An 18757-nucleotide genomic window follows, 5' to 3' on the forward strand; every position below is an offset into this window, starting at 1 on the left:
GCCGGTCCTCCAGCTCGTTCACCGTCAGGTCGGAGGCGTTCGCCTTGATGATGCTGTCGTTGAGCTGGGCGATCGAGCTGGCCGTGCCGTTGACCTCGTCGACGTAGGCGGCCATCTGGTTCCGGTTCTGGCTCCACTGCCGGGACAGGGCGTCCTGGGCGGCGTTCATCTGGTCGGCGACGGTCGAACTCTGCTGGATCAGGGCGGAGCGGGGCGCGGACAACTGCGGGTTGTTCGCCACATCGTTCCAACTGCCCCACATGTCGCGCATCTGCGCGGCCAACGCGGTGTCGCTGGGCTCGGCGAACACATCCTCGATCGACTTGTACGCCGCGTTCGTGCCGGTCAGATAGGCATTCGTGCTGTGCTCCGCGCGGCCCCGGTTCTCCAGGTATTCGTCGCGCATGCGCTGCACGGCGGAGACTCCGACGCCGGTGCCGACGCCGTCGGTCTTCGCGTACATCGCCACCGACAGCGAACCCACCTGCGACTGCATCTCGACGCGTTGCCGAGTATATCCCTCGGTGTTGGCGTTCGCGATGTTCTGACCGGTCACGTCCAGGCCGCGCCGCTGCGCGTAGAGGGACGTCAGTGCGGTGTTGATGCCACCGAAGCTGCTGGCCATCAGATCGCCTCATCTACCAGGCTGGGGCGGCGCACGCCGCCCGTGACTGTCTTGCCCTGCCGGCCATACGTTTCCACGGTTCCGGCGAACGCGAGCATGGTTTCGCGAGCCGCCCGCTGGCCCGCGGTGAGCAACTCCCGGTTGGTGTCGGCCATGGCGCCGATCTCCGACGTCAGCGTCAGGAAGGCCTTGCGGTGCTGGTGCAACAGGTCGGACCAGGGCGCGGGGGCGGCATCCGCCAGCTCGCCCAGCGAGGCCTCCGGGGCCAGGCCCAGCTCGATCGCGACGGCCTGGGCGTACGCCGCCCGGGCCACCTCGGTCTGACGAATCTGATCCAGCACGACCTCGACCTCGCGGGTGGCGTGTGCGAGCCAGCGGGACCGGTTGGCGGCGAGCAGTAGCTGCTCCTCCTCCAGCTTGAACAGCAGTAGCTCCAACAACTCCCGTGCGCGCCACAGGACGCTGGACAGGTCGGTCAGGCTCACCGGCTCCTCCGTCTCCGCGAGAGGACTCCCTCCGCTTCACCGGACACGTCGGCACCTGGGGGGCGACTCTGAGGACTGAGGTCTTACTGGTTGCGATTCGGTTCGCGCCGGGATCCGGCGTCCCGGAGAACAAGTCCGAACAAACTTCGGATAGTTCTCAGGACGGACCGTGACCGACCGATCACTGATGTCGTAAGCACAACGGCTCACGGATGGGCCGGTCAGGACCCCACTCAAGGAGGAACTTCAAATGGGTCTTCGTATCAACCAGAACATCGCTGCCCAGAACGCCTACCGCAGCCTGTCGGTCTCCGACAACCAGATGTCGAAGTCGCTCGAGAAGCTGTCGTCGGGCTCCCGGATCAACCGGGCCTCCGACGACGCCGCGGGTCTGGCGATCAGTGAGGGCCTGCGGAGCCAGGTCGGTGGCCTCAAGGTCGCCGCCCGCAACGCCCAGGACGGCGTCAGCGTCGTCCAGACCGCCGAAGGTGCGCTCAACGAGGTGCACTCGATCCTGCAGCGCGGTCGTGACCTGCAGGTGCAGGCCTCCAACGGCAGCAACAGCACGGATTCGCTGGAGGCTATCAACTCCGAGTTGACCGCGCTCAGCGAGGAGATCGTTGCGATCGCCAACCGCACCGACTTCAACGGCGTGAAGCTGCTGGCCGGCGGCGCCGCCGGTACGGACCCGGGCGGCACGGTCCCCGGCGCCGTCAACACGGGCGCCGCGCTGGCCTTCCAGGTCGGCGCGAACAGCGGCGACTCGCTGACCGTCGACATGTCCAGCCTGGACCTGGGTGCGGCGGCGAAGTCGCTGCAGGACGCCGCGACGGCGAACGTCCTGCCCGCCAACGCGACCCAGGCCCAGAAGGACGCCCAGCAGGCGGCGTCCACGGCCGCCATCGCAGGCATCGGCGACCAGGTCACCGCTGTTTCGACCGAACGCGCCAAGCTCGGTGCCTCACAGAACCGGCTCGAGCACACCATCAACAACATCAACGTGTCCGTGGAGAACCTGTCGGCGTCCGAGAGCCGGATCCGCGACACCGACATGGCGCAGGAGATGACGAGCTTCACCCGCTCGCAGATCCTGTCCCAGGCCGGCACCGCGATGCTGGCCCAGGCGAACCAGTCGCAGCAGGGCGTCCTGTCCCTCCTGCGCTGATCGGCGCCATGACGATCCGCTGAATGGCTCAGGCCACGGCACAGACAACCGAATAGCCGGGCGGTCGGCGTCATCGCCGGCCGCCCGTCCCGTTTCACCTCACCGACGGAGGGAGTTACCCGATGGCCAGTGTTGACGGCCTCATCACCGGCATGAGCACCACAGACATGATCGCCCAGCTCATGAAGGTCGAAGCGGCTCCCCAGACGGCGCTCAAGACCAAGATCAGTACCGCCACCAAGGTGGTGACCGCGTATCAGAACGTCAACACCAAGATGGCGAGCATCGCCACCGCCGCCAAGGCGCTGAACGACCCGGGCATCTGGACCACGATGAAGGCCACCTCCAGTTCCGAGGCGGCCGTGGTCTCGGCCGGGCCCGACGGAGCCACCGGCACGCTGACCTTCAGCATCAACAGGCTCGCGGTGGCCCAGCAGGATACGTTCCTCACCGGCGCGGTCAGCTCGGTCAACAACGCCGACACGTCGCCGGTCATGTCGGACGCCACCTTCGACATCAAGCTCAAGGACGGCAGCGTCGCCACCCTCACCCCGGCGAACAAGTCACTCCAGGCCGTGGTCGCCGCGATCAACGGCGAGAAGGACGCCCCGTACAAGGCCGCAGCCGTGCTCGTCGCGCCGGGTCAGTACTCGCTGCAGCTCACCGCCAAGGAGAGCGGCGTCGCCGCCGGGGCAGCGCTCGACCTGCTCGGCGGACCCACCGGGTTGAACCTCGGTGGCCCGGCTCGCGTCGTCCCGGTCGACGCCGAGATCACCGTGACCAGCCCCACCGGCAACCCCCTCGACGACTTCCCGGTCACTTCCGGGTCCAACAACTTCACCGACGTGATGCCCGGCGTGACCATCACCGCCACGAAGAAGACGGAGGTGGGCAGCCCGGTAACGGTCACGCTGGCTCCCGACGGCGAGGGCATGGCCACCAAGATCCAGGCACTCGTCGACAGCGCCAACGCGGCGCTGACCGAGATCGCCGCGCAGTCTAAAATCAAGTCCGGCGCCGTCGCGGCCGGCGCCCTGGCCGGTGACAGCGCGATGCGCAAGCTCTCCCAGGACATCCTCGGCGCAATCGGATCCGGTGCCGCCGGGCTCGGGACGAACGGCGCGGCCGGAAGCTTCAGCGAGGTCGGCGTCGGCGTCAACCAGTACGGCAAGCTGACCTTCGACAAGACGACCTTCATCAAGACCTACGAGACAGACCCGGACAAGGCCCGGAAGTACTTCAACGAGTACACCCCGAAGGCCGGCGGCATCGTCAACGACAAGTTCGACCCGGGCTACGACACGGCGGTCGGCCTGGCCAGCAAGCTGCAGACCGTGTCGCTGATCGCCACGGAGGGCGTGGTCAACCCCGAGTTTCCGACCCTGCCGAGGGAAGGCATCCTCCAGGGCCTCATCCAGCGCCGCAACGACAACATTCGCGGCCTCAACAACCAGGTCAGCGAGTGGGACGTGCGGCTGGAGTCGCGCAAGGCGGCGCTGCAGAAGCAGTACTCCAACCTCGAGGTCGCCATGGGCAAGATGCAGCAGCAGTCCTCCTGGCTGGCGAGTCAGCTCGCCAGCCTCTGATGAGCGGAGCGGTTCCTCATGACCACAAACTCACCGGCCATGCGCGCACGCTACATCGCCGACTCCGTCGCCACCGCCTCACCGGCCAAGCTCCTGCTGATGCTCTTCGACCGGCTGGTCCTCGACCTCAACCGCGGCGAGCAGGCCCTGCTGGCCGACGACCGATCAGCGGCCAACACCCACCTGAAACATGCCCAGGACATCGTCACCGAGCTGCACGTCTCGCTGAACCTGGACGCCTGGGACGGGGCCGCCAACCTGGCCGCGATCTACGCCTTCGTCGAGACCGAGCTGGTCAACGCCAATGTGCAAGGTGACGTGGCGAAGGTGGTCGGGGTCCGCGAGCTGATGGAGCCGCTGCGCGACACCTGGCGCGAGGCGGCGTTGGCCGTCGCGACTGCCGAGGGGTGACCCCGATGGCGGACGAATGGCGAACCGCGTGGATCTCCGCCCTGGACGAACTCGAGGCCGACGTCGAGACCGTCGAACGGATGATCACCGAGGAGCACCGCAACCAGGAACTGCCGGCCGCGACACCGTGGGCCCCGCCGCCGGGTCTCGGCCCGATCCCGTTGGATCTGCGCCCCCGGGCCGACTGCATTCTGGCCCGGCAACTGGAGGCGGCGCGAGCGGCGGCGATGGCGATCACAGCCAACCGCCGGCAGACCGCCTTCGCCGCACGGGTGGAGGTCGGCACCGCGGGAAAAGGTGTGCCCACCTACATCGACTGCGCCATCTGAACCGGGAGCACCACCGGCACCACGGACCCGAGACCCCTGCCGAGGTCTCGGGTTTTTGCGTGCAACCCAGCAGCAACCGTTTGGGACTCAGCGGATCGGCCGGCGGGCCGAATCGGAGGGTACGAGCAACGGATTGCTCGGACCGATAGCCAAGGACGGGCACCCGATCACCCGAGAAGGGAACTGCCGTGTTCGATGACGTCGCTTCGTCCTCGCTCCGCGTCGCAGTAGCCGGCCTGTCCGCTCGGCAGAACGCCATCGCCAACAACATCTCCAATATCGAGACCCCCGGCTATCAGGCTCGTAAGGTCAAGTTCGAGGAGGCGCTGAGCAGCGCCGTCGCCCACGGCCAGTCGCCGTCGACGGTGTCGCCGAGCGTGCAGAACTCGCTGGAACCGACGCGCCTGAACGGCAACAACGTCAACCTCGACGAGGAGACGCTGTCGCACATCGACACGACGATGCGCTACCAGCTGACGCTGCGCGCCCTGGACGGCAAGTACGGGCTGCTGCGTGACGCGATCAAGGGGGCCTGAGGTAGATGAGCACCTTCAACGCGATCGGCACAGCCGCCTCCGGCGTCACCGTGTACCGCAAGTGGCTGGACGCGGTCTCCGACAACATCGCCAACATGGACAACGTCAGCAAGACGTCCGACAACGCCTTCCAGGCCCGGTACGTGATCGCCCAGGAAGCACAGGACGGCAACGGCGCGCAGGTGGGCGGCATCGCGTACGGCAGCGCGGAGGGTGTCCTCGCCTATGAGCCGGACAACCCGCTCGCCGACACCGAGGGCTACGTGCGCCGGCCGGACATCGACCTCGGTGGCCAGATGGCCCAGTTGATGATGGCGCAGCGCGCGTACCAGGCGAACCTCTCGGTCGTCGACCGGGCCCGGGAGTCCTACGCCGCCGCCATCCAGCTCGGGAAGGGCTGACCATGACCTCTCCGATCAGCGCGCTCGGCGCGGTCAGCGGCCTGAGCGGCATCGGTGCCGTCTCGGGCGTCGACGGCGTCGCGGGCGCGGGCGCCACCAAATCGGTCACCGGCCCCAACGCCGACTTCGCGGGCATGCTCTCCAAGGGCCTCGAGAGTGTCCAGGCCTCTCAGTCCAAGGCGTCCGACCTGGCCGTGCAGGTCGCCAACGGCACGCTGCAGGACCCGGCGCAATACACGATGGCCTCCACCGAGGCCGCCCTCGGGCTGCAGCTCACCATGGCGATCCGCAACAAGGCCGTGGAGGCCTTCCAGGAGATCATGAGGATGCAGGCCTGACATGACCGACTGCACCGAGCGGCAACCACCCGCACCTGGCGACGGCCTCGCAGGCGAGGGCCAGAAGGGCATGTCGAAGGAAGGCTCAGCATGACCGACCGACTCCCCGCGCCGGTTCGCAAGGCCGGTGACTCCTTCAAGTCCTTCACCCCGGGACAGAAGGCGGTCACCATCGCCGCGGTGCTCGCCCTGCTCGTCGGCGGCTATTTCTTCGCCACCTGGGCGTCGAAGCCGTCGTATTCCGCCCTGTTCAGCAACCTGTCGAGCAAGGACGCCAGCGCGATCGTCGAATCGCTGCAGAAGACCGGCACGGCGTACGAGCTCTCCAACGGCGGCAGCACCATCCTGGTGCCCAAGGATCAGGTCTACGACCTGCGGCTGCAGCTCAGCGGCGAGGGCCTGCCGGGCGAGTCGGACACCGGCTACGCGCTGCTGGACCAGCAGGGGATCACGACCAGCGACTTCATGCAGCACACCAACTACCAGCGGGCGCTGCAGGGAGAACTGGCCAGCACCATCAAGGCGATCGACGGCGTCGAGGCCGCGACGGTCAACCTGGTCATTCCGCAGAAGGACGTCTTCGCCGACGACCAGAACAAGACCACGGCCTCCGTGCTGGTGCAGTCCTCGCCGAACAAGCCGTTGTCGACGCAGACGGTGCAGGCCATCGTGCACCTCGTCGCGTCGAGCGTCGAGGGCCTCGACCCGGAGCAGGTCACCGTGGCCGGCGCCGACGGCAAGATCCTGTCCGCCGGCGGCGGCGCCGCGGTGGCCACCGGCGGCGACAGCGGTTCGGACTCGCAGACCATCTCGTTCCAGAACCGGCTCAACTCCTCGCTGCAGAACATGCTCGACAGCGTCGTGGGTCCCGGCCACGCCGTGGTGACCACGACCGCCGAGCTGGACTACGACCAGATCGAGACGACCAGCGAGCGCTACACCTCGGATCCCTCGGTCGCCGCGCTCTCGGAGAGCATCAGCCGCGAGGCCTACAACGGCAACGGCAACGGCACCGGTGGGGTGCTCGGCCCGGACAACATCCAGGTGCCGAACGGTACGAGCACCGCCGGCACCGGCCAGTACGAGAACAGCACCAACGTGCGCAACAACGCCGTCAACAAGACCACCGAAGCTCGCAAGAGCGCGCCGGGCAGCATCAAGAGGCTGAACGTGGCCGTCCTGCTGGACAGCACGACCGCCGGCGCGGTGAACGCCGCCGACGTGCAGTCGCTGGTCAGCGCCGCGGCCGGGATCGACGCGACCCGCGGCGACACCATCGCGGTCAGCGCCATGCCGTTCGACACCAGTGCCGCCACCGCCGCCAAGGACGCGCTGGCCGCGTCCGCCCTCGCCGAGCAGTCGGCCAAGCAGACCTCGCTGCTCAAGACCGCGGCGATGGCCCTGGTGGTGCTGATCCTGATCTTCCTGGCCTGGCGGGCGAGCCGGCGGGCCCGCAAGCGCAAGGCACTGAGCCCGGCCGAGCTCAAGCACCTCGAGGACATGCAGTCCGCGCTCGAACAGCAGCGGCTGGCCCAGCTCAACGCGGCGATCCCGTCGCCCGCGATCGAGATGGCGAACACCGACCTGGAGGCCCTGGAGGAGCGCCAGCGCGAGATCGAGCAGATGGTCGAGGACCAGCCCGAGGAGATGGCCGCCCTGTTGCGTGGCTGGCTCGGCGCCACCCGCTAGACCGTCGGCGAGAGTGCCCCGAAACACCCCCTGGTTCAAGGAGGAACCGCGTTGACCACACCGGCGCTGAGCACGACGTCGATGACCGGCCTGCGCAAAGCCGCCATCCTGATGGTGCGGATGGGCAAGGAGTACTCGAGCCGGGTGCTCGCCAACATGAAAGAAAACGAGGTCGAGGAGATCTCGGCCGAGATCGCCCGGCTCGGCAAGCTGGAGCCGGAGGTCGTCGGCGACGTCATCGACGAGTTCTACGCCCTGGCGACGACCAAGCACGCCGGCGCGGGTGGCATGGCGTACGCGCGCGAGCTGCTCGAGGCGTCCCTGGGCACGGAACGGGCCCAGCTGATCCTGGACCGGCTGCAGGCCTCGATGACCGACATGCCGTTCAACTTCCTCAGCCACGCCGATCCGCGGCAGCTGCTCTCCTACGTGCAGCACGAACACCCGCAGACGATCGCGCTGGTCCTGGCGCACATCCCGTCGGCGCTGGCCAGCTCGATCCTGTCCGGGCTCGCCCCCGAGGTGCAGTCGGACGTCGCGCACCGGATCGCGGTCATGGACCGCACCTCGCCCGACGTGATCCGTCAGGTGGAGGTGGCTCTGCAGCGCAAGCTCTCCACGGTGCTGCAGCCGGACGAGCTGTCCACGGTCGGCGGCCTCGATCCGCTGGTCGACATCATCAACCGGGCGGACCGCACCACCGAGCGTCTCATCCTGGAGGCCCTGGAGGCGCGCAACCCGGAGATCGCCGAGGAGATCCGGCGCCGGATGTTCATGTTCGAGGACATCGTCAACCTCGACGACCGCTCGGTGCAGCTGGTGCTGCGCCAGGTCGAGCCCTCCGATCTCGCCACCGCGCTCAAGGGTGTGGCGGAGGAGGTCCGCGACAAGGTCACCAAGAACCTCTCCGAGCGGGGCCGGGAGAACCTGCTGGAGGAGATCGACCTGATGGGCCCGGTCAAGGTCAAGATGGTCGAGGAGGCGCAGACCAAGATCGTCGCGGTCATCCGGGCGCTGGAGGACTCCGGTCAGATCGAGATCCAGCGTGGTGGCGAGGTCGATGAGCTCATCGCCTGACGAGGGTCCGGTGCTGCGCGGCAGCGTCGCCGAGGCGGCCACGGCGGCCAGCTTCGGCGTCGACCTGCGGCGCGGCGTACCGGCGGACAGCGCGCCGGTCGAGCGGGCCAAGCAGCAGGCCCGGACCACCGGCTACGCCGAGGGATGGGCGCAGGGCCGGCGGGTCGCCGCAGCCGAGGCCGAGGTCGCCGCGGAGCGGGCCCGGGCCGTGGAGCAGGCGCACGACCAACGGCGCGCGGCCGCGCTGGCGAGTGCGGTCAACGCGCTGGGCCGGGCCGTCACGAACCTGGAGTCGCAGCTCATGCCCACCCTGCACGAGCTGCAGGACGCGGTGCTGGCGCACGCGTTCGAGCTGGCCGAGGCGATCGTCGGCCGGGCCATGGACGACCCGGAGGGCCGGGCCGCCGCCGCGCTGCGCCGGGCCATGAACGCCGCACCGGATCAGGGCGACGTCGTAGTGAGCCTGCATCCCGACGATTTCCGCAGTCTCGTCGGCACGGCAACCGACGCCGACTACAACTACGAGGGCAGGCCGGTGCATCTCCGGCCCGAACCGGCGCTGCGCCCCGGCGACGCGGTGGCCGAGACCGGCACCACGACCGTCGACGCCTCCATCGCCGCAGCCGTGGCGAGAGCGCGAGCCGCGCTGAGACTTTGAGGCGGACAATGCAGAGGAATGGCCACCGGTGACCGACGTCTTCCGCAATCGCATCAATGCCGCCCTGACCGCCGCCCAGCCGCTGAGCCGGGGCAAGGTCACCGGCGCGGTCGGCCTCCGGGTGACCGTCAGCGGGCTGGAGGCGCGAGTCGGCGAGCTGTTGCAGATCGGCGAGGGTGCCGAGGCCGTGCTGGCCGAGGTCGCCGCGATCGACGGCGAGCGCCTCTCGTGCCTGCCGCTCGGCCTCATCGCGGGCATGAGCACCGGCAGCCCGGTGGTCTCGACCGGCGGTCCGCTGCGCGTCGCGGTCGGCCCGGACCTGCGCGGCCGCATCCTGGACGGGCTGGGCCGGCCGATGGACGGCGGCCCGCCGCTGAAGGGCGAGATGGTCAGCATCGAGGCGGCGCCGCCGTCGGCGATGGAACGCCAGCTCGTCGACGCGCCGATGCCGCTGGGCGTCCGGGTCCTCGACACCCTCGTGCCGTGCGGGCGCGGGCAGCGGATCGGCATCTTCGCCGGCTCGGGTGTCGGCAAGAGCACCCTGATGTCCATGATCACCCGGGGCACGACCGCGGAGCTGAACGTCGTCGCACTGGTCGGCGAGCGCGGCCGGGAGGTACGCGAGTTCATCGAGCACGACCTCGGCCCCGAGGGACTGGCCCGGTCCGTGGTGGTGATCGCCACCTCCGACACCCCGCCGCTGGTCCGGCTCCGGGCCGGCTCGGTCGCCACCCGGATCGCCGAGTACTTCCGCGACCTGGGCGGCGACGTGCTGCTGATGATGGACAGCGTGACCCGCGCGGCGATGGCCCAGCGCGAGGTCGGCCTGTCCGTCGGCGAGCCACCGGCCACCCGGGGCTATCCCCCGTCGGTCTTCGCGATGCTCGCGTCGCTGCTGGAACGCGCCGGCCCGGGCGCCCGGGGCAGCATCACCGGCCTCTACACCGTGCTGGTCGAGGGTGACGACCACAACGAGCCGATCGCCGACGCGGCGCGCTCGATCCTGGACGGGCACATCGTGCTCGACCGCAAGCTCGCCACGGCCGGCCACTTCCCGAGCATCCAGGCCCTGGACTCGATCTCCCGGGTGGCCAACCGGATCACCACGCCGGAGCAGAAGAGCGACGCCGCCGAGCTGCGCCGGATGATGGCCGCCCACCGCGACGTCCGCGAGCTGGTCGAGATCGGCGCGTACGTGCCCGGCACCAACCCGGACGCCGACCGGGCCACCGCGGTCTGGCCGCAGATCAACGCCTTCCTGCGACAGGGCCTGGACGAGAAGGTCGGCGCGGCCGAGGCGTGGCACGCCCTCCGGCAGGTCATCGCCGCCTCCTGACGGTTGCAGGTCGGGTGCAGGCGCTCAGCTAACGAAATTGCATGGGTTTTCCGCCGCGGGTTGGCTCAGTCAAGCCCGGCCGCCGCCGACCGGAATGGTGAAGAAGTCACCTCGACATCTCGGGAGGTCTTGTGAATCGCCTGTTCCGGCTCGGGCCCGTGCTGCGCGCTCGGAAGGCCCAGGAGGACGCCGCCAAGGGTGCCGTCATCCAGTCCCGCCAGGAGATCCGCGACGCCCAGGCGCTGGTCAAGCGCCGCCAGCTGGACCTGGCCGGCGCGGACGCGCCGACCGAGGGCACCGCGCGGGCCATGGTCGCCTCGATGGTGGCCCGGCAGTCGATGGCCGCCACCGTCTCGGGCGCGCACCGGATGGTCGCCGACGCCGAGGAACTGGCCCGGGAGAAGCAGGCCGACCTGGCCGACGCCGCGAAGCGGCGCCGGGCGGTGGAGATGATGGCCGAACGGCACGCTGCGGCGGTCAAGGCCCACGACCTGAAGACCGAGCAGAACAACATCGACGAGATGGCCGTCACGGCCAAGGCCCGGAACGCGGCCCGGGGCATCGACGCGACCAGCGAGGAACGGGCCCAGGTGCTGCGGCACGGCAACGGCACCGCCGCGGACCGGGAGGGCGTGGCCCGTGAGACGGCCAACTCGGTCGCCGCCCAGCGGGCCACCATCGAGCTGGCCGACGCCTGGCAGGCGATCACCGCCACCCGGGCCACTCTGTCGGTTGCCGCCAAGCGGAACCTCCCAGGCGCCGAGCTCTCCGACGAGGACGACGCCGACAGCGAGGACGGGAGCCGCGCATGATTGGTGTCCAGGGTGTCATCTCCCGCATCTCCGAGCTCAAGACCCAGCTCGGGATCACACCCGCCACGCCGAACGCCACGTTCGCCACCGCGCTCTCGGACGCCACCGGCACCAAGGGCACTGCCGGTGTCACCGGGCAGGCTGTGGTGGCCGCCGCGAAGAAGTACCTCGGCACGTCGTACGTGTTCGGCAGCGCCGATCCGGCCAAGGGGCTGGACTGCTCGGGCCTGGTCCAGCAGGCGTACCAGGATCTGGGTATCGATCTGCCGCGCAGCTCGCAGGAGCAGGCGAAGGCCGGCACCAGGGTCGACAGCATGCGCGACGCCAAGCCCGGCGACATCCTCGCCTTCAACTCACCCGTCGATCACGTCGCCATCTACCTGGGTGACAACAAGATGATCGCGGCGCCGAAGCCCGGCGACCACGTCAAGATCCAGTCGGTTTACGAGACGCCCACGCACATCCGCCGCATCGTCGACACCGACCTGACCGCCCGCTCCGCGCCCGGCGCCGCGGCGGCAGCGGCCGTGCGCCCGGCCAGCCTGCAGAACTCCAGCTCGCTCGCCGGGGTCCCGTACGCGGACATGTTCCTCAAGGCCGGCGCCAAGTACGACGTGTCGCCGAAGCTGCTCGCCGCGGTCGCCAAGGTCGAGTCGGGATACAACCCGAAGGCCGTCAGCAAGGCCGGCGCGCAGGGCCTGATGCAACTCATGCCGGCCACCGCGCGCGGCCTCGGCGTCGACAACTCGTTCGACCCGCAGCAGGCCATCAACGGCGCCGCGAAGCTGCTCTCCAGCCACCTCAAGGAGTTCAAGTCGCTGCCGCTGGCCCTGGCCGCGTACAACGCCGGCGGCGGCAGCGTGCACAAGTACGGCGGCATCCCGCCGTTCGCCGAGACCCAGGCGTACGTGCCCAAGGTCCAGAAGGCGCTGGCCGCGCTCGGCTGATCCACCCGCGCCGCACGAAACGAGGGGAATCGCCGTTATGACGAGCTCCGTCACCGGACCGGACCGCAAGCCACCGGCCGACGCCGGGCACCGCACGGGCGCCCGGCCGGGCAAGGGCGCGGAGGCCTTCGGATCGGCGCTCTCGGCCGAACTGGACCGCGGTCCGGCCGACCAGGCCGAGCGCGCCGACCGGCAACGGCAGAACCAGGCGGCCCAGAACCAGGCGACCCACAACCAGGCGGCCCAGCACCGGACGGCTCAGCAACGTTCGCAGGACCAGGCCGCGTTGCACCGCTCCGCGACCGCGAGCCGGACGGCGCTGGGGCAGGCCGAGACCCGTTCGGTCGACGCCCGGCTGCAGAGCCGCGCCGCCCAGAATCGGTTTGTGCAGAACCGCGCCCTGCAGAGTCGCCTCACCGACCAGCGGGCCGTGCCGCAGCGGACGGCACAGGGGCCGGCCGCCGCGTCGCGCAGCCCGGTCGAACGCGCGGACTTCTCACGGCCGGGCGCCGTCCGCCGCGAGACCGCACGGCCCGAAACCGCACGCCCGGAACCCGCACAGCCGGAAGCACGCCCGGAAACCGCACGGTCGGCAGCTCGGCAGCCTGACGCCCAGCGCACGGCGCCCCTCCGGGCCGGGGATGAGCGAGTAGCCGCGGACGCCGGTCCGCCGCGGCTCGACGGAGCCGAGGCGCCGGAGCAGGCCGGCACTCCGGCGGCTACCGAAGCGACCGACGGCCCGGCCACCGAGAAGTCCGAGACCACCGAGCCCGCGCCGCCCACGCCGATCGCCGTGCAGCCTTATCCGGCCGGCCTGGCCGCCATCGGTCCGGTGCTGACGGCCCCGGCGCCCGGGACATCCCCTTCAGCGGAAACGGCGTCGGCTACGGCTACCGGGACCACGCAAGCGCCGGCCGCGCCAGGGACGGCCGCTGCTGCGACGGCCGGGCCGGCAACGGCCGCTCCAGCTACCCCGACCACCGAAGCAGGCACCGCCCAGGCCGTCGCGTGGGCGCAGGCCGAGGGCCAGGCCGAGGCGCAGCCCGCCGCGCGGACCGGCACGTCCGGTGCCGCACCCGCCCCGGGCAGCGTGGCCCAGACCGCCGGCCCGCAGACGGACGCCACTGCCCAGGCTGCCGCCGCCGCGCAGCCTGCCGCAGCCCAGTCCACCGCCGCCCAAGCAGCCACGGCACAGCCCGCCGCCGCCCAAGCCGCCGCCGCACAGCCCGCCGCCGCTCAGCCAGCCACGGCAACCACCGCCGTCACCTCCACGGCGCCCGCCACACCCGCCACCACGGCGGCCGCATCCGCCGCACCGGGCGCACCCGCCGCAGCGACCCCATCGATCGATCCCGGCACTGCGCAGGTCGCCGCGGCCGGCGCCGACCAGGCCTCGTCGGCTGCTTCCGCACCAGGCGCCGGGCCTACTGCACCCGCCACGGCAGCCACGGCTGCCACGCCCGCCACGGCAGCGGCCGTCACGCCGGAGGCGGCGACCGCGGCCACTGCGGACAGCGCCGTCACTGGCACCGAGGCCACCTCGGGCCAGCAGCCCGACCCCGTGGCCACGGAGGCATCGCCGCCCGGAGAACAAGCCACCGGCGGCGAGTCGGCTGGGCAAGGCGCGGCCGGACAAGGCACGGAGGGGCAAGGCTCGGAGGGGCAGGGCTCGGCGGGACAACAGCCCGGCGGCGGCACGAGCACACCCCTCACCCCGCAGGCGACGACCGCAGCGCCCGGCACGGAAATACCGTTCGGCGCGCCCGGCGTCGGTGGAGTCGCCGCGACGGCACCGACCGCCCCCGCCGCCCCGACAGCGGACGCACCACCACCCGCACCGGCCGCCCCGAGCCCGCAGGCCACCCAGCTCGCCGCCCGGATCGTCCCGCTGCGCCTGGACGCGGACGGCGTGCACCGGCTCACCGTCAACCTGCACCCGGCCGACCTCGGCCCGGTCCAGGTCGTCGCCGAGATCCGCAACGGTGAGATCAGCGTGCAGCTGTCCAGCTCGACCGATGCGGGCCACGAGTCGCTGCGCAACGCGATGGAGGACCTGCGCCGCGAGCTTCAGCAGTCCGGCTTCTCCAACGCCTCGCTGGATCTGCGCCAGGGCACGCCCCAGGAGCAGGCTCGCCAGCAGTTCGCGTTCATGGGCGACAACAACGGCACCCGGGGTAGGAACGGCGCGGACGGTGAGCCCGCGCCGCCCGTACCGGCCGAGCCGAACCCCGCGCGTACCGATGGCAACAGCCGGCTCGATATCCAGGCGTGAGCCGGAAATAGGGGCTAAGTGATTCGGCGTGCCCGCCGAAACTGAGGGCGAGGGCCACCGACTCGAACTCAGGAGGACTGTTCATGACGTCACCTATCGGCGGAAACGTCAGCAGGGAATTCGACGCCAAGAACGTGCAGGCGACGTCGATGTACACGAACAAGACCACCACCGATGCCGGCGCCAGCAAGTCGGTCGGCGACCAGGACACCTTCCTCAAGCTGCTGGTGGCCCAGCTCAAGTACCAGGATCCCAGCAACCCGGCCGACTCGACGCAGTTCCTGGCGCAGACGGCCCAGTTCACCCAGGTCGAGAAGCTCGGTCAGATCGCCGACATGATGCAGGCCCAGCAGCTGATCGGCGCGAGCGCGCTGGTCGGCCGCTCGGTCACGTATCAGGACGCGGACGGCATGACCCAGTCAGGCATTGTCACCAAGACGAAGCTCAACGGAGACAGCGAACCGACGCTCGTGGTCGGGAACACGGATGTGCAGCTGTCCAAGGTCACGGAAGTCCAGGCACCGTCGGCAGCGCCGGCGACGCCACCGGCCGCGGCCGCGCCACCGGTTACCAAGGCGCCCGCACCCACCTCCGATGATTCCGCTACCACGAAGGACAACTGACCCATGCTGCGTTCTCTCTTCTCCGGCATCAGCGGCCTGCGCGCGCACCAGCAGATGATGGACGTCACCGGCAACAACATCTCCAACGTGAACACCACCGGTTACAAGTCGAGCCAGACGGTCTTCCAGGACACGCTGTCCCAGATGGTCAACGCCGCGGGCGCCCCGCAGAACGGCGCCGGCGGCACCAACCCGGCCCAGGTCGGCCTGGGCGTGCGGACGGCCAGCGTCAACGCGAACTTCAGCCAGGGCGCGGCGCAGACCACCGGCAAGGCCGGCGACATGATGATCCAGGGCGACGGCTTCTTCATCGCCAAGAGCGGCGGCGAGACGGTCTACACCCGGGCCGGTTCCTTCACCTTCGACGCCAACGGCTCGCTCACCACCCCGAACGGTCAGATCGTGCAGGGCTGGACCGCCGACAGCCAGGGCGTGGTGAACCCCGCCGGCAGCCCCGGCCCCCTCAAGCTGCCGATCGGCATCAGTCTCTCCCCGGTGGCGACCACGTCCTTCACGCTCACCGGCAACCTCTCGCACGACGCCCTGCTCGGCGCGACCGGCGCCAAGACGATCCCGATCCCGACGATCGACCAGGACGGCAAGGCCGGCACCCTCGACGTCGTGCTCACCCGGCAAGCGGACGTTCCCGCCGCTCCCCCGGTTGCCGCCTATGCGGTCTGGGAGCTAGCGCTGCCCGACGGCAGCACCCGAAACATCAACTTCCCCGCCGGGCAGGCCGAGGGCGATTTCGACCCGGCGAACCCCACGGTCGACACCGGCCTCATCACCCTGGGCGCCCCGACCTCGTACACGATCGACATCCACGATCTCACCTGTTACGCCGGCAACACCGAGGCGCGGGTGAGTGCCTCGGACGGCTCCGGCGCCGGCATCCTGAGCTCGTACACGGTGTCGAACACCGGCCAGATCGTCGGTGTCTTCTCCAACGGCCTCAAGCAGACGCTCGGCCAGCTGGCCCTGGCCAACTTCAACAACGTCAACGGCCTGGAGAAGATCGGTGACTCGATGTTCCGCAGCACGGTGAACTCGGGGCTGGCCCAGGTCGGCTCCGCCGGCTCCGCGGGTCTCGGCCTGATCACCAGCGGCGCGCTGGAGATGTCGAACGTCGACCTGGCCCAGGAGTTCACCAACCTGGTCATCGCCCAGCGTGGCTTCCAGGCCAACAGCCGGATCATCACGACCTCCGACGAGATCCTGCAGGAACTCGTGAACCTCAAGCGATAGATCGGATGCATGGCCCGGCTTAGGCGGGGGCCGAGCAGAAACACCGGCTTAGGCCGGGGCCGGGTACGTCTGCCGGCCCCGGCTTCGCTGCAGAAACACCGGCTTAGGCCGGGGCCGGTACGTCTGCCGGCCCCGGCTTCGCTGCAGAAACACCGGCTCAGGCCGGGGCCGGGCACGTCTGCCGGCCCCGGCTTCGCTCTATCCGGGGCAGGTCGCACCCGGAAAGAGACCAGGTCGCCCTCATCGGCAACCGGCAGTACGCCGAAGTGACTAAGGACAGGCCACGGACGGCCCACCAGCCAAGACGCCCCAAGGACGGATGTCGTGATTCTCGTAACTCGCCTCAACGGAGCCGTGTTCGCCCTCAACCCCGACCTGGTCGAGCGTGCCGACTGCACGCCCGACACGGTCATCACGCTGGTGGACGGCACCAAGTACGTCATCGCCGAATCCGTGCCCGAGTTCATCGACTCGGTGCGCCACTACCGCGCCTCGCTGATCGCCCAGGCGAGCCGCATCGAGTCCGAGCCGGCCCTGCTGGCCGCGGCCGGAACCGCCGACCAGGACGACGACCAGACCGCTGCGACGAACGTGCTGCAGCTGCACCGGAAGGACCGCTGATGGACCTCGCCACCATCGTTGGTGTAGTCGTAGCGCTCGTCATCGTTTTCGCCGTCCAGATCATGGAGGGCGGCAGCCCGGCCTCCATCATCCTGATCCCGTCCATGCTGCTGGTCTTCGGTGGTGCTTTCTGCGCCGGCATGGCCGGCGGCGTGCTCAAGGACGCCCTCGGGGCCGGCAAGCTGCTCCAGAAGGCCTTCCTGGCCAAGGTGACGCCGCCGAACATGCTCGTCGACGACATCGTCAAGCTGGCCGAGCGGGCCCGCCGCGAGGGCCTGCTGGCCCTCGAGGACGCGGTCAAGACCGTCGAGCACCCGTTCCTGAAGCGGGGCCTGCAGCTGGCGATCGACGGTACGGACCCGGAGGAGCTGCACGACATCCTGCACGCGGAGGTCGGCGCCAAGAAGAAGGCCGACAAGGCCGGCATGAAGATCTTCGAGAACATGGGCGGCTACGCGCCGACCGTCGGCATCATCGGCACGGTCATGGGCCTGGTGCACGTGCTTGAGAACCTCGACAAGCCGGAGACGCTCGGTCACTCCATCGCCGCGGCGTTCGTCGCGACCCTCTGGGGCGTGCTCTCCGCGAACCTGATCTTCCTGCCTGTCGCGTCCCGGCTGACCCGCCTCTCCGGCATCGAGGCCGAGGAGATGGAGCTGGTCATCGACGGTGTGCTCGCGATCCAGGCCGGCTCGAACCCGCGCCTGGTCGCCCAGAAGCTGCGCAGCCTGCTGCCTCCGGACGCCGCCAAGGCTGCCGAGGCCACATCCACCAAGAAGGCGGCCTAGGCATGACCGACTGCACCGGAGCGAGCCTGCGAGTGAAGGGCCAGGAGGGCATGCCAAAGGTGGGCACGGCATGAGCTCTGGCGGCGGGGGGCGGAGAAAGAAAGGCGGACACGAGGAGCACGAGGAGCACGTCAACCACGAGCGCTGGCTCGTGTCGTACGCCGACATGCTCACGCTGCTGTTCGTCCTGTTCGTGGTGCTGTTCAGCATGAGCAACGTCGACAAGGCCAAGTTCGCCGAGCTGGCGTCCGGACTGTCCGAGGGCTTCGGGGCGCAGAACGCGGCGGTGACCGGCAACGTCTCGAATCTCGATGGCGCCGGCCAGGCCACCACCGTCGTCCCGATCGACCCGGGCGTCAACCCGGGCGACGGTGGCAGTGGCACGGACGGCCTGACCAAGGAGCAGAAGGAAGCGGTGCAGCGGGCGCTGCTGGCGGCCAGCCGCAAGGAGGCGTCGGCGAACGCCAAGGCTGCCACCAAGGAGGCGGAGAACCTCAAGGAGATCGAGCGGAAGATCGCCGACGCGCTCGAGGCCGCCAAGCTGCTCAACCAGGTCAGGTTCACCATCAACGAGCGCGGACTGGTGATCACCGTGGTCACCAACGAGGTCGTCTTCGCCGGCAACCGGGCCGGACTGCGGCCCGGCGGCAGGAAGATCCTCGACGCCATCGCGCCCACGCTGGCCAAGCTGCCGAACAACATCGAGGTGGACGGCAACACCAACCAGCTCAAGGCCAGCACCACGTACTACCCGAGCGGCTGGGAACTGTCCGCGGCGCGGGCGTCCACCACCGTTCGCTACCTGATCGGCCA

The 18757-nt window shown here is 69.8% G+C and carries 21 protein-coding genes; 19 read left to right on the top strand and 2 right to left on the bottom strand.

The genetic code is table 11. The annotated features are described in order from the left end of the window. Window positions 1-625: flagellar hook-associated protein FlgK (locus tag DMB66_RS48630; RefSeq protein ID WP_233625375.1), on the bottom strand; the 625-nt coding region annotated here is incomplete at its 3' end. Next, entirely contained in the window at window positions 625-1110 is a 486-nt protein-coding gene (gene flgN, locus DMB66_RS48635; RefSeq protein WP_125810911.1) for a flagellar export chaperone FlgN, read from the bottom strand. The genes DMB66_RS48630 and flgN, both read right to left, overlap by 1 nt. Window positions 1111-1360: 250 nt before the next feature. On the opposite strand from flgN, the gene DMB66_RS48640 reads away from it, so the two are divergent. From DMB66_RS48640 to DMB66_RS48730, 19 genes are all read left to right on the top strand, one after another. Next, entirely contained in the window at window positions 1361-2275 is a 915-nt protein-coding gene (locus tag DMB66_RS48640; RefSeq protein ID WP_125810912.1) for a flagellin, read from the top strand. Window positions 2276-2397: 122 nt separating this feature from the next. Further along, a complete protein-coding gene (gene fliD / locus DMB66_RS48645) occupies window positions 2398-3861 on the top strand; it encodes a flagellar filament capping protein FliD (protein ID WP_125810913.1) in 1464 nt (487 codons plus the stop codon). Window positions 3862-3900: 39 nt separating this feature from the next. After that, window positions 3901-4272 (top strand): flagellar export chaperone FliS, encoded by a 372-nt coding sequence (gene fliS, locus DMB66_RS48650; protein ID WP_125810914.1) that lies wholly within the window; start codon window positions 3901-3903, stop codon window positions 4270-4272. Between the two features lie 5 nt (window positions 4273-4277). Next, entirely contained in the window at window positions 4278-4601 is a 324-nt protein-coding gene (locus DMB66_RS48655) for a hypothetical protein (protein ID WP_125810915.1), read from the top strand. Window positions 4602-4789: 188 nt separating this feature from the next. After that, complete coding sequence (gene flgB / locus DMB66_RS48660; RefSeq protein WP_125810916.1) at window positions 4790-5137, top strand: flagellar basal body rod protein FlgB; 348 nt, start codon at window positions 4790-4792, stop codon at window positions 5135-5137. Window positions 5138-5142: 5 nt separating this feature from the next. Continuing rightward, entirely contained in the window at window positions 5143-5538 is a 396-nt protein-coding gene (locus tag DMB66_RS48665) for a flagellar basal body rod protein FlgC (RefSeq protein WP_125810917.1), read from the top strand. Between the two features lie 2 nt (window positions 5539-5540). Further along, window positions 5541-5876: a flagellar hook-basal body complex protein FliE gene (gene fliE / locus DMB66_RS65675; RefSeq protein ID WP_125810918.1), complete on the top strand. Its 336-nt coding sequence runs from the start codon at window positions 5541-5543 to the stop codon at window positions 5874-5876. A 90-nt stretch (window positions 5877-5966) separates the two neighbouring features. Continuing rightward, window positions 5967-7565 (top strand): flagellar basal-body MS-ring/collar protein FliF, encoded by a 1599-nt coding sequence (gene fliF, locus DMB66_RS48675; RefSeq protein WP_125810919.1) that lies wholly within the window; start codon window positions 5967-5969, stop codon window positions 7563-7565. A gap of 51 nt (window positions 7566-7616) precedes the next feature. Beyond that, complete coding sequence (gene fliG, locus DMB66_RS48680; protein WP_125810920.1) at window positions 7617-8642, top strand: flagellar motor switch protein FliG; 1026 nt, start codon at window positions 7617-7619, stop codon at window positions 8640-8642. Beyond that, a complete protein-coding gene (locus tag DMB66_RS48685) occupies window positions 8626-9300 on the top strand; it encodes a FliH/SctL family protein (RefSeq protein WP_233625376.1) in 675 nt (224 codons plus the stop codon). Before fliG ends, DMB66_RS48685 begins: the two co-directional genes overlap by 17 nt. A 28-nt stretch (window positions 9301-9328) precedes the next feature. After that, the gene (locus DMB66_RS48690; RefSeq protein WP_125810921.1) at window positions 9329-10636 is read left to right on the top strand and encodes a FliI/YscN family ATPase; all 1308 of its coding nucleotides are present in this window, start codon (window positions 9329-9331) and stop codon (window positions 10634-10636) included. A gap of 131 nt (window positions 10637-10767) precedes the next feature. After that, window positions 10768-11448 (top strand): hypothetical protein, encoded by a 681-nt coding sequence (locus DMB66_RS64755; RefSeq protein WP_233625377.1) that lies wholly within the window; start codon window positions 10768-10770, stop codon window positions 11446-11448. Further along, window positions 11445-12395 (top strand): transglycosylase SLT domain-containing protein, encoded by a 951-nt coding sequence (locus tag DMB66_RS48700; protein ID WP_125810922.1) that lies wholly within the window; start codon window positions 11445-11447, stop codon window positions 12393-12395. The genes DMB66_RS64755 and DMB66_RS48700 overlap by 4 nt, the downstream gene beginning before the upstream one ends. Window positions 12396-12432: 37 nt before the next feature. Then, a complete protein-coding gene (locus DMB66_RS65680; RefSeq protein ID WP_125810923.1) occupies window positions 12433-14667 on the top strand; it encodes a flagellar hook-length control protein FliK in 2235 nt (744 codons plus the stop codon). Between the two features lie 83 nt (window positions 14668-14750). Continuing rightward, window positions 14751-15290: a flagellar hook assembly protein FlgD gene (locus tag DMB66_RS48710; protein ID WP_125810924.1), complete on the top strand. Its 540-nt coding sequence runs from the start codon at window positions 14751-14753 to the stop codon at window positions 15288-15290. Window positions 15291-15293: 3 nt separating this feature from the next. Further along, on the top strand, window positions 15294-16535 hold the full coding sequence (locus DMB66_RS48715) for a flagellar hook protein FlgE (RefSeq protein WP_125810925.1): 1242 nt from the start codon (window positions 15294-15296) through the stop codon (window positions 16533-16535). Between the two features lie 324 nt (window positions 16536-16859). After that, on the top strand, window positions 16860-17156 hold the full coding sequence (locus DMB66_RS48720; protein WP_125810926.1) for a flagellar FlbD family protein: 297 nt from the start codon (window positions 16860-16862) through the stop codon (window positions 17154-17156). Continuing rightward, window positions 17156-17944: a flagellar motor protein gene (locus DMB66_RS48725; protein ID WP_125810927.1), complete on the top strand. Its 789-nt coding sequence runs from the start codon at window positions 17156-17158 to the stop codon at window positions 17942-17944. Before DMB66_RS48720 ends, DMB66_RS48725 begins: the two co-directional genes overlap by 1 nt. A 70-nt stretch (window positions 17945-18014) precedes the next feature. Beyond that, window positions 18015-18757: flagellar motor protein MotB (locus tag DMB66_RS48730; RefSeq protein WP_125810928.1), on the top strand; the 743-nt coding region annotated here is incomplete at its 3' end.

This window comes from Actinoplanes sp. ATCC 53533 (assembly GCF_003947245.1).